The organism is Piscinibacter gummiphilus, assembly GCF_032681285.1.
GTDB lineage: Bacteria > Pseudomonadota > Gammaproteobacteria > Burkholderiales > Burkholderiaceae_C > Rhizobacter > Rhizobacter gummiphilus_A.
The window spans coordinates 3942872-3956283 of the sequence record NZ_CP136336.1 but is presented as its reverse complement, the minus strand read 5'-3'; the positions used below and the strand labels follow the sequence as shown (position 1 = coordinate 3956283).

Annotated in this window: 17 protein-coding genes; 1 reads left to right on the top strand and 16 read right to left on the bottom strand. The window is 56.2% G+C overall.

Features of this window, described 5'->3' with window-relative positions:
* Window positions 1–254 precede the first annotated feature (254 nt).
* The 15 genes from RXV79_RS18525 to RXV79_RS18460 form a co-directional block, all read right to left on the bottom strand.
* A complete protein-coding gene (locus RXV79_RS18525; protein ID WP_316699554.1) occupies window positions 255–692 on the bottom strand; it encodes a PaaI family thioesterase in 438 nt (145 codons plus the stop codon).
* 1102 nt (window positions 693–1794) lie between these two features.
* A complete protein-coding gene (locus tag RXV79_RS18520) occupies window positions 1795–2172 on the bottom strand; it encodes a hypothetical protein (RefSeq protein WP_316699553.1) in 378 nt (125 codons plus the stop codon).
* A 123-nt stretch (window positions 2173–2295) separates the two neighbouring features.
* Window positions 2296–2766, bottom strand: coding sequence for a GNAT family N-acetyltransferase (locus tag RXV79_RS18515; RefSeq protein WP_316699552.1), 471 nt, complete (start codon window positions 2764–2766; stop codon window positions 2296–2298).
* Window positions 2767–3136: 370 nt separating this feature from the next.
* Entirely contained in the window at window positions 3137–3643 is a 507-nt protein-coding gene (locus RXV79_RS18510; protein ID WP_316699551.1) for a surface-adhesin E family protein, read from the bottom strand.
* 686 nt (window positions 3644–4329) lie between these two features.
* Window positions 4330–4677: a hypothetical protein gene (locus tag RXV79_RS18505; protein ID WP_316699550.1), complete on the bottom strand. Its 348-nt coding sequence runs from the start codon at window positions 4675–4677 to the stop codon at window positions 4330–4332.
* 546 nt (window positions 4678–5223) lie between these two features.
* Window positions 5224–5628 carry an immunity 22 family protein gene (locus RXV79_RS18500; RefSeq protein ID WP_316699549.1) on the bottom strand — a complete coding sequence of 135 codons (405 nt, stop codon included), beginning with the start codon at window positions 5626–5628 and terminating at the stop codon, window positions 5224–5226.
* Between the two features lie 68 nt (window positions 5629–5696).
* Window positions 5697–6101 (bottom strand): SRPBCC family protein, encoded by a 405-nt coding sequence (locus RXV79_RS18495; protein WP_316699548.1) that lies wholly within the window; start codon window positions 6099–6101, stop codon window positions 5697–5699.
* A gap of 186 nt (window positions 6102–6287) precedes the next feature.
* On the bottom strand, window positions 6288–6806 hold the full coding sequence (locus tag RXV79_RS18490; RefSeq protein ID WP_316699547.1) for a nucleotidyltransferase family protein: 519 nt from the start codon (window positions 6804–6806) through the stop codon (window positions 6288–6290).
* Window positions 6807–6941: 135 nt separating this feature from the next.
* Complete coding sequence (locus RXV79_RS18485; protein ID WP_316699546.1) at window positions 6942–7406, bottom strand: gamma-glutamylcyclotransferase family protein; 465 nt, start codon at window positions 7404–7406, stop codon at window positions 6942–6944.
* A 119-nt stretch (window positions 7407–7525) separates the two neighbouring features.
* Window positions 7526–8104 carry an SMI1/KNR4 family protein gene (locus tag RXV79_RS18480; protein ID WP_316699545.1) on the bottom strand — a complete coding sequence of 193 codons (579 nt, stop codon included), beginning with the start codon at window positions 8102–8104 and terminating at the stop codon, window positions 7526–7528.
* Between the two features lie 112 nt (window positions 8105–8216).
* Complete coding sequence (locus RXV79_RS18475; RefSeq protein WP_316699544.1) at window positions 8217–8936, bottom strand: hypothetical protein; 720 nt, start codon at window positions 8934–8936, stop codon at window positions 8217–8219.
* 61 nt (window positions 8937–8997) lie between these two features.
* A complete protein-coding gene (gene yidD, locus RXV79_RS28180; protein WP_413816629.1) occupies window positions 8998–9534 on the bottom strand; it encodes a membrane protein insertion efficiency factor YidD in 537 nt (178 codons plus the stop codon).
* Between the two features lie 614 nt (window positions 9535–10148).
* On the bottom strand, window positions 10149–10739 hold the full coding sequence (locus RXV79_RS18470; RefSeq protein ID WP_316699543.1) for a hypothetical protein: 591 nt from the start codon (window positions 10737–10739) through the stop codon (window positions 10149–10151).
* A gap of 248 nt (window positions 10740–10987) precedes the next feature.
* The gene (locus tag RXV79_RS18465; RefSeq protein WP_316699542.1) at window positions 10988–11266 is read right to left on the bottom strand and encodes a hypothetical protein; all 279 of its coding nucleotides are present in this window, start codon (window positions 11264–11266) and stop codon (window positions 10988–10990) included.
* 134 nt (window positions 11267–11400) lie between these two features.
* Complete coding sequence (locus RXV79_RS18460; RefSeq protein ID WP_316699541.1) at window positions 11401–12246, bottom strand: DUF4833 domain-containing protein; 846 nt, start codon at window positions 12244–12246, stop codon at window positions 11401–11403.
* 175 nt (window positions 12247–12421) lie between these two features.
* On the opposite strand from RXV79_RS18460, the gene RXV79_RS18455 reads away from it, so the two are divergent.
* Window positions 12422–12817, top strand: a complete 396-nt coding sequence (locus tag RXV79_RS18455) for a nuclear transport factor 2 family protein (protein ID WP_316699540.1) — start codon at window positions 12422–12424, stop codon at window positions 12815–12817.
* A 75-nt stretch (window positions 12818–12892) separates the two neighbouring features.
* Here the strand turns inward: RXV79_RS18455 and RXV79_RS28175 are convergent, their stop codons facing one another.
* A complete protein-coding gene (locus RXV79_RS28175) occupies window positions 12893–13360 on the bottom strand; it encodes a zf-TFIIB domain-containing protein (RefSeq protein ID WP_413816628.1) in 468 nt (155 codons plus the stop codon).
* Between the last annotated feature and the right edge of the window lie 52 nt (window positions 13361–13412).

The window sequence follows — 13412 nt, the reverse complement described above, 5'->3', positions numbered from 1 at the left end:
GTCCGACGCTCAGGCGAAACCATTGCGGTGGCGATCGTAGGCACGAGCCCGCTCTTCTTGGCAGTGGCACCGCTCTTCGCCGAAGCGGTGTGCCGCCGAACTCTGAGAAGCGAGGCGTTCTCGCCCATAGCGCCGCCTAACGTTTGACATGAGAGGCCCGACCCGGCTTGCCGGGGCGGGTCCTCTCGATGGAAGGGTTGGGCGTCAGTGTTCCCAAGTGCGGGGAATTTGCCTGGTTTGGCGACACGCTGCACCTAAGCCTTGACACTGACTGTGGCTGTGGCGTGAATGGCAAGCTCACCGTCGGCACCCCAGAGTTGTGCCTCAAGAAAGGCGAAGGTCTTTCCGGCCTTGATGACCCTGGCCTCACCTTCACATTGCCCCAGCTTCGCCGGCGCAACGAACAGTGCCTTCATTTCAACCGTGGGGCACCACTGCCGAAGCTTCGCGTATGCGGCCACTGAAGCCAAAACATCGATCAGTGCCATACCGAGGCCGCCCTGGATGTTGCCGTAGTGATTTGAGAAGGCAGGTTGCTCGGCAAAGCGCAACCGCACAAAACCAGCCCCAAGGTCAGCGGCAACAACTTCGAATGACGTTAGGCTCGCGCAGGCCGCCTTTGGCTGCGCGGCTAGAAGCGTGCTGAGTTCTGCGACGGCGTCCGTTTCACGATGATGCTCGTTCTGACTCACGGTGATGCTCCTCCTGACGCCCAACGTTTGACATGAGAGGCGGCGCCCGGCTTGCCGGGCGCCGTCCTCTCGATGGAAGGGTTAGGCCGCACTCGCACGATGCAAGCCTAGGAAGGAACCACTCGCGTAGCAATTGCCATTAGAGCCAACACAACTAGCAGAGCTACGACTGTTCGCATTTGGAATATGCGCAGCTTCGCTTTTGCCAAGCCCACTGCGGCACATATCAGCGCGCTTGGAGTTGCGAGTACTACCACGGCAAAAGATGAAAGCCAAAGCCAGTCGGGCAGGTGCCAGCGCTTCGCCTGGATCTCTGGGCTGGTGAATCTTGGGGCGAAAGGGCCTGCGCGCCAAAGAAGAAAGAGTGCAATCGCGGCCAGCCCGACTAGCAGCAATGAAGCAGTGAACCAGCGACCCTGGCCCCGCCGCCTTTCGTCAGTCAGTGGTTGTTCCATCTGGTGCATTGCTCAGCAGGCATGTGTGCGGCCTAACGTTTGACATGAGAGGCGGCGCAAGGGCGTAGCCCTTGTGACGTCCTCTCGATGGAAGGGTTAGCCGACACCTCTTGGGCCAATGCCCTTACTAGCACGGTCGATGTCATTGGCCATGCAAGAAAGAGCGCTGACAAGAAAGCGACCAAATACATAGGCGTTCAACTTCTTTGACTCCGATTCAGGGAGGCCCTCGCTGTTGAGGCGCTGAAATGAGGAGAGCAACTGAGCGTCCGCTGAAACGCGAGAGTGAACGCATTTGCACGTTGTTGAAACCGCATCTGGAACGGACGGAAAAAGCGATTCGATCTCTGGATCTGAATACATGTCATCGACCGCCTTAGTGCACAGGTCTATGAAGTATTTGTCTGCGTTGGGCTGTGACTCAACCGACAAGCAAACTGTCGGCAGTACAAGGAATGCAAGAAGAACGAAATTTCGCATTTGCATTTGGTGGAGGTTCGCTGTGGCGGCTAACGTTTGACATGAGAGGCGGCGCCCGGCTTGCCGGGTGACGTCCTCTCGATGGAAGGGTTGGGCGTCATTCTTCTTAGTGCGGCACCTTAACTAAAGGGAAGAGAGGAGCTACCAACGTCTTGACTTTGCTCCGCCTACGAAACGACAAGTTCGAGGCGTCTCCTTAGCGCTGTTATTTGCCCGCCAACCTCGGCTACGACAGCCGGGCTGCTTCCGTACGCCTCCAAGAATGCCCAAGAGTCGTTTGAAGGATCGATCATCTTCTCCCGGATGTCGATCGCCTTCAGCAGATTTGGCCTTAGAGCATCCAAGTGATCTGCTGGCCAAATATAGGGATCGCCCAGCGATTGAAGAAGATATGCCGCGGCTCGAACTGAATCGAAGCGCTCCTCGGCAGGATCAAACTGATCCAACTCCTTTGCTATCAGTGAGAAGTCGCCGCCTTTCCAGAAGCACTGAAACCAATCGGCAGCTTCGTCATTGCTCCATGCTTCGTAGGACCAAGCGCCCATTACTTCCTTCCTCTAATTGGTTGTCCTGAGATGTATTCGATCGCTGTCGGCAATGACGCCCAACGTTTGACATGAGAGGCGGCGCAAGGGCGTAGCCCTTGTGACGTCCTCTCGATGGAAGGGTTAGGCGCCATTCTGGCCCGACCTCAGACTCATGGGCTGAAAGGAAATGCCGTGCATACGCTGGACTTCTCCCTGGCGCACAAAGCCGAACCTCTCGTAGACAGGCACGGCACTCAGGCTTGAATTGACCGTGAACTCCCCCGGATTGCCGTCTCGTAGTGCTTCTGTCTTGGCTACACCCCAGAGTTGGCTTGCCAAGTGCTTGCCTTGGAATGCCTTGGCAACGAACAAGTGGAACAAGTGCGAGTTGTCTCGCAGTGCGATGAAACCAGCGAGGCTGCCGCCTGACTTGGCGACGTAGTAGGAGAAGCTGGCTGAGCTTAAGTAGCCACGCTCTGCTTCTGCGCTGACGGAGGCGAGGAAGGGCTGAGCGCCCTCACGCGAAGGCGACAGAAAGAACGGCTCACTCAGTTCGACGATCAGTGCGCTGATTGCTTCTGCATCGGAGACTGTCGCAGCTTCGACTCTCATGGCGCCTAACGTTTGACATGAGAGGCGGCGCAAGGGCGTAGCCCTTGTGACGTCCTCTCGATGGAAGGGTTAGGCGACGACGCGCGCACGACCAGCACGACCTAGGGGAGACGAAGCCACGCTACTTGGGGGCAATGTCTTCAGATGACTTGAGGATCTCGGCATAGTTTCTCGTTGCTTGGACAGAAAGAACGGCTCACTCAGTTCTAGTGCGCTGATTGCTTCTGCATCGGACTGTCAGCTTCGACTCTCATGTAACGTTTGACATGAGAGGCGGCGCAAGGGCGTAGCCCTTGTGACGTCCTCTCGATGGAAGGGTTAGGCGACGACGCGCGCACGACCAGCACGACCTAGGGGAGACGAAGCCACGCTACTTGGGGGCAATGTCTTCAGATGACTTGAGGATCTCGGCATAGTTTCTCGTTGCTTGGAACACGTCATTTGAAGAAAGCTTGAAGTACCTTTCCCCGGACTTGTCACGAGGGAAGTTTGCTTCGCAGGCAATCTTGAGCATGGCTTCTCCAGTGGAGTCTGGAACTACGGCTGTCTCTGATGTTGGGTTGGAATTGGAGCGGATGAACTTACCGTCCTTATCGTAGATAGACCAGCCAAGAGATTGAACCGTCCGTTTCGAACAGTTGAAGCGCCAACGAAGTGCCGTCGACCAACTGCCATCGGTATCGGGTTTGCTCACTTGAACAGTTTCGACCCATACGGTGGTTGTTTCACGTGTCTTCTCAACGGTATCCGCATCGAAGAAGTAGCGTGTTTCATCATTGCCTACAGACGCCCAATTCCAAGATGAAGCCCAAGTGCTGCCGACGCAGAGAAGCAGTCCCGCGGCGGCAAAGGTTCTGATGAACTTGAATCGGATCATTTTTCCCTCCTGGTAGTTAAGTAATACGTGGCTCGGCATTCGGCGCCTAACGTTTGACATGAGAGGCGGCGCCCGGCTTGCCGGGCGACGTCCTCTCGATGGAATAGTTGGGCATCGCGCGTGACATGGCTACATGCCCCGCCAAGCGCGAAGAAGTGCCCCTGTCTTGGGGTGCTGAAGTGGGCTTAGGCCTTGCCAAGCATTGCGATTCTCGGAACAGCCGCGCCGGCGCTCGAAGCTGCACAGCTGCAGCGCTGCCCTTCGTGGCAGCGCCCAACTTCTGACCACTCAAGCGGCGCGAAGCGCCAACCACTGACTGACCTCTACCGGCCGGTCGATCGCATTGCACAAGTGCCGAGACAGGAAAAGCCTGGCCTTCTTCACTTGGGTTGTGTTGGTAGGCGGCAGGCGCTGGGTTCATCATTGGCGGCAGACGGCGAGCGGTGACCGAAGGCTCGCGAACCGCGCATGCGACTTGAACTTGCGATGCTGAACGAAGGCTCATAAGCAAAGAGAACTCGCCGGGCCCACTCGTGATGTTCAACGTTTGACATGAGAGGCATGACCCGGCTTGCCGGGGCATGTCCTCTCGATGGAAGGGTTAGGCATCGCTGCTTGCACGGCAAAGATGATTACTCGGCCTTTGACAAGTGAGTGCATTTCACATTCCTGGGGTTGCCAATCGCTCAGAAGGAGAAGCGACATGGAGTTTCAGATTGGGTGCACAAGAATGAGAGTGTGGGCATAAACCAAAGAGCAACTTGGAGCATCCAAAGTACCCCAGCGGCACCGATCCACTCGGTGCCAATGTAGTTGCGTATCGTCTTGAAGGGCAATGCTGTGAGAGGCCAAACAATCCAGGACCAGTAGCTGTAGATGAGCAGGGGCGTGAATTGATTGCCTGTTGGAACCTGAACGCCAAGCTTGCTGCTGGTGAGGAAGCCGATGACGAATAGTGCTGGAGCCAACGCTTGCAATAGACAGAGCCACTGAAGGATTCGGCGTAGTCGACTTTCTTCGGTGAGTGCTGCCATGCGTCTTGCGAGGCCTAACGTTTGACATGAGAGGCCCGACCCGGCTTGCCGGGGCGGGTCCTCTCGATGGAAGGGTTAGACGCCATTCTGAGCATGCCTATGACTTAATCTGATGGGCTCTGCTAAGCGGACCAGCAATAGAGAGGGCTGCCATAGATGCCGTGCGCGCCTAGATTGGTGACTGATTGGCCCCAGACGCCAAGGAAGCGCCTTTCACCTGGTTGATAGACAAGCCAGTACCCCGCATTGTGAGCAATGCAATAACCGGACAAAGATGAGCCGACGGGCGCAAATGGAAAGCCTGGCTCTGCTACCAACGCGCTCACGAGGAATGGATCGCAGAGGTGGGCGCGTAGATCTGCTTCTGTGGTCTGCGGATCTGTATTTGGTGGGACAAGCCGGCCCTCTTCTCGAGAAAGGGCTGCCTCAATTGCCGAGAGTGCGACATCTCTTGTGAGCATGCTGGGCGAGACCGATGGCGTCTAACGTTTGACATGAGAGGCGGCGCAAGGGCGTAGCCCTTGTGACGTCCTCTCGATGGAAGGGTTAGGCATCTTGTCCCACCTGCGTGCTGTATTCGAAAACGCCAAGAAACACAGGATCTTGGGCAATAGGCCTCTGAACCTTTTCTGGCGAGTACGCGAAGTCGTATTGGACCGTGACCCAGCGCGCTTGGCTCAAGCCCAATGTGTTTGCTTTCTCTGTCGCGAGCTGAGCAAAAGAAGACGAGTAGGACAGGCGACCTAGAAGCTCGCTAACAGGCACAAGCTTGAAGCCGAAGTTCATGCCTTCTTGATTGTCGAGTGAGTAGTACCCAACTCCGCACAAGTCTTGAAGGACATCCCGGTCGGATGAGCTGTCGGAGAGGCCAAGCCAGACCGAAACGACACCGTCTCGCTCGAAGTCTTGCGTGTAGTAGTCCTCGTCTTCGGAGTAGTCGCGGCGAGCCATGAGATGCCTAACGTTTGACATGAGAGGCCCGACCCGGCTTGCCGGGGCGGGTCCTCTCGATGGAAGGGTTAGGCGGCATTCTTCGACTCTTGGAATGTCTTCATTGCTTTGAGGCCCTGCTCAATCATTCCAGCAATTGGCGAAGCCATTTCATGTGGAAGTAGATCGGCAATCCAGATGACTTCGCATGAAGTTTCTCCAGTTGGGATGACCTGGGCGGATGCGTTGTGGTGAGTTAGGCGGCCACCAACGGCTGACCATGAAACTCGCATCCGCTCGCTGCTGACATCGACGATATGTTCTTTTGCCGTCATTCCATTCGCAAACGTGACATGTCGCGCTTCACCCTCAAGCCTACAGTCGACGACAAAGCCGGGGACTAGCTTTGTATGTAGCGCTCCGACGTCTTGAAGAGCATTCCACACTTGAGAAGCTGGCGCTTGGATCTGAACTGACCGATGTATTGATGCCATGCTGAACTCCGAGTTGCTTGGTGTTCTGGATTCTGGCTATGTGCCTCCTCCGGTAGTAGCCGGATTCGGACGTATTCATCAGACGGGAACAGCGCCGCTTCAATGCCGCCTAACGTTTGACATGAGAGGCGGCGCAAGGGCGTAGCCCTTGTGACGTCCTCTCGATGGAAGGGTTAGAGCGCATTCTTAGCATGCCAAGACCTTAACCCGAGGCCAGCGGTGCGCGAAGCGCTTCTTTGCTACCCGCTCTTCGTAGACGAGGGTGGGAACGCGTGTGGGATTCCAGCGGACAACCATCTCAAAGAGATCGGTCAGCCCATGAGGGGCAATGACTTCGATCTTCTCTTCTCCGGTGAGCGAGATACCCACGCATGTGGCTACTTCAGGCCAGGAGGCAACGCCTTCAGCTAGTGACCTGAATGGCCGAGCTTCTTGCGCGGCTTGAGGTTTGAGCCAGGTGTGAACGGCAGCTTGATTGACTGCCTCCCAGTTGAAGCTGGGCTCTGCTCGTGACAGCCTGACTTCTAGGTGACGCTCCAACTCTGGAGACAGATTGTTTGGCTCAAAGAAGACGAAATCGATGTCTTCAGCCGGAGTCTCTGCTTTGAAGCCGTGTAGGTGATCCCAGACCAGATTGCGAACGACACCGGCGCCTATGCACCAAGAGGGCAAGCCAAGGCTTCTTGCCGCTTTGAGTGCTCGCATGAGACTGCTCGATTCGGCTGCTAGACCTGCCAACTTGGCCTGCAGAGTTGCTTCGCTTGCGGGACCCATGCGCTCTAACGTTTGACATGAGAGGCATGACCCGGCTTGCCGGGGCATGTCCTCTCGATGGAAGGGTTAGGCGTCGGTGCGTGTTGCACGTTCTGCCTTTGGAGACGAGCGAAACTCCTCTAAGCGGCTCAAGTACCACTGTGGAAAGCCATGCTCCCTAGCCGCCTTAATGATGTGCTCGACATAGGCAAGATCGGCGGGATCGTTCTTTCGCCCGGGCGGCATGTAGCAAATGGCCGGCAGCATTCTGTTGTCGCTGGTTTCCACAACCACGGCATCGGGAAGGAAGACACCAACCCCGTCTCTAGAGTACAGCTTGTTCAGTTCTTCGTGCGATGGGTACACCAAGACGCCGCAAACGGCGTGCTGACTAGATCGAAAGATATTTGCATGTGGATCAAAGGTGATGTCATACCCGTTCAGTTTCGCGACTTCGACCGTTTCGGGATGAAAGCCACCCAAGGCCATGACCTCTCTGCGGATGAAGCTTCCGTAGAAGAACGCGGCGATTCGCTTTTGAGTCTGAAGCAATGTGGCTCCCTTGTGGTTGCTCAGAATGATCTGAGGTGTAGATTGCGTGTGACGACGTCTAACGTTTGACATGAGAGGCATGACCCGGCTTGCCGGGGCATGTCCTCTCGATGGAAGGGTTAGGCGTCTCGCTCGAGGGAACTGACGAACCCGGAAAAAGTTGCTGCCATTCGATATAGGTTCGCGTAGCCAGCGGTTTTTTGAGGCAACTGGTTCTGCCGACGTAATGCAAGGTAGTTCTCGATGTCCGAGCTCAGTGCCGAGAAGTGGGCATTGAACCTTTCATCCGGCCAAGACGCCCGTTGCTCATGGTCATAGTAGTAGACGTTTCCGGTATCGATCCCGGTGCATTTCAGCCAAATCATTCCACCCATGAGATCGCCCGCAATCGCCACGACATCTGGTGCGCCTTCGATCCGTGCTGTGTTGGCCCGGACATCGCAGCAGCTTCTGGCCTCGGGCATAAAGCCGAAGAAATGATCAACGATGCCGTTTCGACCAAAGGGAGTGGGCTCCTGAAAAGGAGCGGAGGCATTGACTAGGCAACCGCCAAATTCGGCGAGGAACGCACGGTAGTCTGGCGGCAACGTTAGACCAAACTGCTTCTCGTACCCGAGTACGAGCTCTTCTGTTGGAGCGATACACCAACCCGGCATCTCCATCTGGAGGGATTGCAGCTTTTCTGACAAGTCACTCAAGCGGGCCTCCTGGGACGCCTAACGTTTGACATGAGAGGCTTGGCCCGGCTTGCCGGGACAAGTCCTCTCGATGGAAGGGTTAGGCGTCAGTGTGCAGTTTCTGCACATTGAGCTACTGGGTTCGAATTCGGGAGTAGCACGCCTGAAGCTCCGACATGGCAACCCTCTTTGTCACGAGCGCCATCGCCTCCTGCCCCTTGTTTTCCGCGACTAGCTGCAGATAGCTGTCGATCTCGCCACTAGACATCTTCCCGATGATCTTTGTCGTCTGACAGTCGCAAGCCCTTCTCAGCTCTTCGAACTGCTTGATGCCACGGTTGTACGCCCCCTTCACGCAACCAACCTCCATATCAATATTCCGTTCGAGAACTCGCACTTCCTCACGTGTGCCCAGCAAGTGCGCCAACGTCGTACGAGACGCACTCATGTTGTACCCAGACCCATCCATGATCTGGGAAAAGTGCTGCGCGCAGTACGTACCGTTTTGGTTGGCCCCAGCGCTAGCTCGCACGGAGTCAAAGTTCTCTGCACTACGCTTCCAACGTTGCTTGATCGCCGCCGCGCTTGAGGCAGGTAAGTCCTTAAACACCTGCTCGGAAAGAGCGATGTATGGGCGATTCTTTAGTTCCCATATGTACTTCGCATAGTCGTATTGGTAGCCCTGTTCTCCGGCCATACCTCGACAAAATTTGTAGTGGGTATCGATGCCATTCTTTGCCTCCAGAGTCCCGAGTGCTGCTCCCACATCCGGATTCTCGGCTTCGCTCGTAGCCGAAGCAGCATTGAGAGACAGTCCGACCATCAGGATTGGGAGCAATAGACCGAGTTTCATTTGATTTAAGTTTCTCTACACAAGATGTAATGCCAAACGAGCGGGCCGCTTGTTCTGACGTCTAACGTTTGACATGAGAGGCCAGGCCCGGCTTGCCGGGACTGGTCCTCTCGATGGAAGGGTTAGGCCCAGCCTCGCGGCCTTGCCCCTTGGGCTTTGGGCGCCAAGCGTTTGGCGGAATGTAGACGTAGTTGTCCTTGTCTTTGTCTTGCTTGTTCTTCTTGTCTGGCCAGTCGCAACTGCCGCAATCGCAGCAGTTAGCGAAATCGCAGACTTTGGACACTGTATTTCCGCTGGGAAGCGGCAAGTCGCAGCTGGGCTCGCAAGGCAAAGCGCACCCGAGATCGCAATCGCCGCGCTGCGAAGGGCTTCTTCTTCGCGGCTCGGCGTGATGGTGACGGTGTACGACGCCGCACAGTTCTGTGCGCCTGCGAATGAGGCTTAGGCCGGGCAATACGCCGTGCCGCCGGACAGCCCGATAGCCGAACGTGGAGCAACTTGCGCGCCCTGTGTGCTGGCGATAGGCGCAACAGAAGCCTTTGTAGGGCGAGATGTACTTCTGATAGAGACCAATAGCTGCGAGTGCTGCGCTGCGCATTTCGGCTGGGTCTAACGTTTGACATGAGAGGCCCGACCCGGCTTGCCGGGGCGGGTCCTCTCGATGGAAGGGTTAGGCGGCTCTTTTCGCATGTCTACTTGCCTACTCGTGTGAGTAACCCTTTTCCGAGGATGAGCGGCGAATCGCCCTCTGGCTCACCCGCTTTTACGTCTTCCGTGATTTCCCAATAGAGAGCTTCGTCCCTCAGCGTAGCGACGCCTTTGACAACCGCTCCATTGCGCCCGCTTGTGACGACTAGGAACGCGCGATTGCCAGAGACCCGCCCTTTTACTGTGCCTTCTCCACCTTCATTGAGGCGACCGCACCCGACAGTTGCCATTGTGTGAGAGCCCGTGATCTTCTTATCCTTTTGCAGGAGGACAAACGAGGCTTCACCGCATTCAGCACGCTGGGCCTTCTGCTCGGGCGTTCGCAGGTCGACTGACCATGTGCCCGAGAACCCAGTTTCCGCGGCATACGTGCATTGGGCGCCAAGCGACCAGGCTGAGATGAGTAGGAGATTGCGCAACAGACTCATTGAGCCACCTAACGTTTGACATGAGAGGCGGCGCCCGGCTTGCCGGGCGACGTCCTCTCGATGGAAGGGTTAGGCGTCAGGCTGTGATGCCTTGTAGCCATGCTTTGAACTCAGCAACGTTGGTGAATGGATAGTCAGTTACAGCTATATCGGCCTTTGCCTTTGCTGCGCGATACGTGTTTCGGCCAATCCCGTCATAACCGAAGCGGGCTTGCGACCCTGCGGCTAGAGCTGCAACCCACTCAATCAGGATTTTTACGTCCTGCTCGATCTGGCGCGAGGTGATCCGCTGACCGCTGATCTGGCCATGCATGAGCTTGTTTCGGTATTGCTTGATGCGCCGAACTTCCTTTTGAAGGCGTGTGTAGTGCTCTCCAACGATGGTTGCGACTGAATCCACTTTGAGCGCATCAATCGCTTTGACAAAGGTCTCTGGCTTGAGATTCCTGTTCTCAACAAGCACAGCAACTAGGCCTTCAACTTGCTGCTCTGAAATCTTTGGATGCTGATAGACCAGAAAGCAAAACAGGCGGCGAAGTTGCTTCTCGTATTTGACCCATGACAGAAGCAGTGCATCTACGCGCCTCGTGGTTCCCCCTGAACTCCACACTGCGACAACAGTTGCGAACTCTTGTGCAAGTGCTTCGGGAAGTTCGAGGGCCTTCATCGCTGACGCCTAACGTTTGACATGAGAGGCTCGACCCGGCTTGCCGGGGCGAGTCCTCTCGATGGAAGGGTTAGGCGGCGCTATTCGCACAGCCCGGACCTGCATTTTGCGTTGGGTGGCGCCGCTGGCAAGCAAACGTGCCTCACCAGCACGTGCTGCGAAGCAGCGGGTGCTCGCACGGCCTGCTTTGCCTGGTGCGACAGCGCGAGGCTGATGCGCGACTACTGGCTTGCCCCTCGATGAGAGGGTTACGCGCGCTTCTCATTGCTTGCGTCAGGCTCTACCCCAGGAGCCAGCTCGTAGTGACCTTCCGTAAGCCGGGCGCGAGCTTCCTCAATCCGTTCCTGATACGCCGGCTCGAATGGTGCAACCAGAGCCTTCTCTAGCTGACCAGAAATGCGCATGAACGCTACGAACTCAGCGTTGTTTCGCATACGGAATAGATTTGTTTCATCGAAGCGTGCAAAGAACTCAAACAGAACGAGTGCCTCATCTTCTGACAGGTTGACGTTTATGCCGTTTGACATGGCGATGTGATGACAAGTGCGGGTCGACAGACGCTTCTTGTGGCGACGCCTAACGTGTGACATGAGAGGCGTGACCCGGCTTGCCGGGGCACGTCCTCTCGATGGAAGGGTTGGGCGTCACCTGCATGAGCGAGCTATGCATTTAGGCCGCTGATCTGGCAGCCAAAGACACGCCAAAGAAGAAGTCGTGCCTTGTCATAGATACGAATGGTCTTCTCGTCATTCGTAAGTAAGTCATCAAAGTAGGTCGCGTAGGCGACAAAGTTGATATCAACCATGTCGTTGCGAAGTTTCTTGTGACTGGCTCCGAAGGCTGCTTTCGGCCCGGCAATGGCAATCCAGTCGAGTGCGAGGAGATACGCGCTTAGGGCCGCTCGGAAGATGAAGGTGTTTGGCATGTCCTTCTGATTCGGGAGATGCTGAACTCTTGGATGTTCCTTGAACATCGCTACGGCTGTGCGCAATACACCGAGGACTAGCTTCTTGATCATTTCTTCGGAGTACGGCTCATCGTTCCGCAGGATGGCGAGTTCTTGTGCCGTGTAGCCCTTAGCCACAGTTTCGATTGTTGTTGGCAACGTCTTTGCGTCGGACAACATTCTCTCTTCGAGATGTCGCTTCGCCTCCTCTCCGTGCTCCATGAGCTTCCTAATGAGAGTGGGATCTCCGGTTCGTGCAGCGGCTAGCTGACGACAGTAGGCCGAGAAGCCTTTGGTTTGAGATTCATCGATGAATCGCCTTTGCAGGCCAGATGTTCGGCCGTGAAGGCCGCAAGCAACCAGCGTGTTCTTGAGAACCAGTACCTGGGATGGGAATTCGGCAAGGATCTCCATTGACCCTTGGATGCTGAGCAAGGTGTCGCCTTTGTAGGCCTCCATTGCCGCGTAGTCGGTGAGTAAGGCCAAGTTCTTGGGAGACCCAGCAAGATAGTCGCGCAGCCCATTGCTTCGAAGGAAGTTGCTGTCGACTACTTTGCGCATGACGCTCAACGTTTGACATGAGAGGCGGCGCCCGGCTTGCCGGGCGACGTCCTCTCGATGGAAGGGTTAGGCCTCGCTGGTAGGAATGCGCCGACCTTTGTCTTCGGTTCCTTCTGATCCCCTTCAGTTTGGGTGACGCGCATATTGCCATTTCCCCTTCTTGAAGGAGTAGATCATGCAAACACAGGCAAGCGATTTGATCGCCTTGGAGCAGCGCTTTTGGAAGGCCTTGGTTGACGAGGATGTGGAGGCGGCGACTTCAATGCTTGACGAACCCGCGTTGATGGTTAGCCCACATGGCGCCTTTCAGTTTGACCACGATGGATACAAGCGAATGGCCGAACAGGGCAGTATGGTGGTGAAGTCATACGAGCTGAGTGACATGAATGTCGTGTTCCCGACTGAAGAGACCGCTGTTTTGACCTACCAAGTGCAGCAGGCTCTTTCGCAGAGAGGCCAAGCCGAAGAAGAGGTACAGCAGATGGCCGATTCATCTGTATGGACGCGAAAGGATGGCCGTTGGGTGTGCGTGATGCATACCGAGACTCCGCTGGCGAGTGCGGCGAAGTAGAGAATTGGCGAGGCCTAACGTTTGACATGAGAGGCGGCGCCCGGCTTGCCGGGCGACGTCCTCTCGATGGAAGGGTTAGAGCGCACTTTTAGCACGAGGCTGATATGCCAGGGCTGCGATGAGAGGCAGCGGATCGCCCAGCATTGCGACTGTGCCAATTGCGCCGAACAGAGCGCCAACGACTGGTGCTTCTTGCGTAGGTGAGAAGACTTGTGGTGCGCATGCGGCCAACACACCCTTCTTGAAAAAGGCGCCACTGCATTGGGGACAGTGGTAGGCGCTTGCGGAGCCCATGCTGACTGCATCTAGAGAGCTGGCTTCGCAGCCTGGACATGCAAGCGGCTGGGCACCCGCCTCGACTTGAAGTGTCTTGGCATTCTTCGATGGTGCCTCGGTTGCTGGCTTGCAGACGGATGCGAGGGACTTGAGCTGCTCGATGGTTAGCCACGTTCCCTCGCAGTACAGGCAGGACCAAACGCCACCCATGCCTTGCTCAACTGAGGACATGCGTTCGCGACAGTTTGGGCAGTGAGGAAGGCTCATGTGCGCTCTAACGTTTGACATGAGAGGCGGCGCAAGGGCGCAGCCCTTGTGA

What these genes read in the sequence shown, in the direction of transcription:
- RXV79_RS18520 (WP_316699553.1), bottom strand. Translation starts at nt 2,172, where the DNA reads ATGGGCGCTTGGTCCTACGAAGCATGGAGCAATGACGAAGCTGCCGAT.
- RXV79_RS18515 (WP_316699552.1), bottom strand. Translation starts at nt 2,766, where the DNA reads ATGAGAGTCGAAGCTGCGACAGTCTCCGATGCAGAAGCAATCAGCGCA.
- RXV79_RS18510 (WP_316699551.1), bottom strand. Translation starts at nt 3,643, where the DNA reads ATGATCCGATTCAAGTTCATCAGAACCTTTGCCGCCGCGGGACTGCTT.
- RXV79_RS18505 (WP_316699550.1), bottom strand. Translation starts at nt 4,677, where the DNA reads ATGGCAGCACTCACCGAAGAAAGTCGACTACGCCGAATCCTTCAGTGG.
- RXV79_RS18500 (WP_316699549.1), bottom strand. Translation starts at nt 5,628, where the DNA reads ATGGCTCGCCGCGACTACTCCGAAGACGAGGACTACTACACGCAAGAC.
- RXV79_RS18495 (WP_316699548.1), bottom strand. Translation starts at nt 6,101, where the DNA reads ATGGCATCAATACATCGGTCAGTTCAGATCCAAGCGCCAGCTTCTCAA.
- RXV79_RS18490 (WP_316699547.1), bottom strand. Translation starts at nt 6,806, where the DNA reads ATGCGAGCACTCAAAGCGGCAAGAAGCCTTGGCTTGCCCTCTTGGTGC.
- RXV79_RS18475 (WP_316699544.1), bottom strand. Translation starts at nt 8,936, where the DNA reads ATGAAACTCGGTCTATTGCTCCCAATCCTGATGGTCGGACTGTCTCTC.
- yidD (WP_413816629.1), bottom strand. Translation starts at nt 9,534, where the DNA reads ATGCGCAGCGCAGCACTCGCAGCTATTGGTCTCTATCAGAAGTACATC.
- RXV79_RS18470 (WP_316699543.1), bottom strand. Translation starts at nt 10,739, where the DNA reads ATGAAGGCCCTCGAACTTCCCGAAGCACTTGCACAAGAGTTCGCAACT.
- RXV79_RS18465 (WP_316699542.1), bottom strand. Translation starts at nt 11,266, where the DNA reads ATGTCAAACGGCATAAACGTCAACCTGTCAGAAGATGAGGCACTCGTT.
- RXV79_RS18460 (WP_316699541.1), bottom strand. Translation starts at nt 12,246, where the DNA reads ATGCGCAAAGTAGTCGACAGCAACTTCCTTCGAAGCAATGGGCTGCGC.
- RXV79_RS18455 (WP_316699540.1), top strand. Translation starts at nt 12,422, where the DNA reads ATGCAAACACAGGCAAGCGATTTGATCGCCTTGGAGCAGCGCTTTTGG.
- RXV79_RS28175 (WP_413816628.1), bottom strand. Translation starts at nt 13,360, where the DNA reads ATGAGCCTTCCTCACTGCCCAAACTGTCGCGAACGCATGTCCTCAGTT.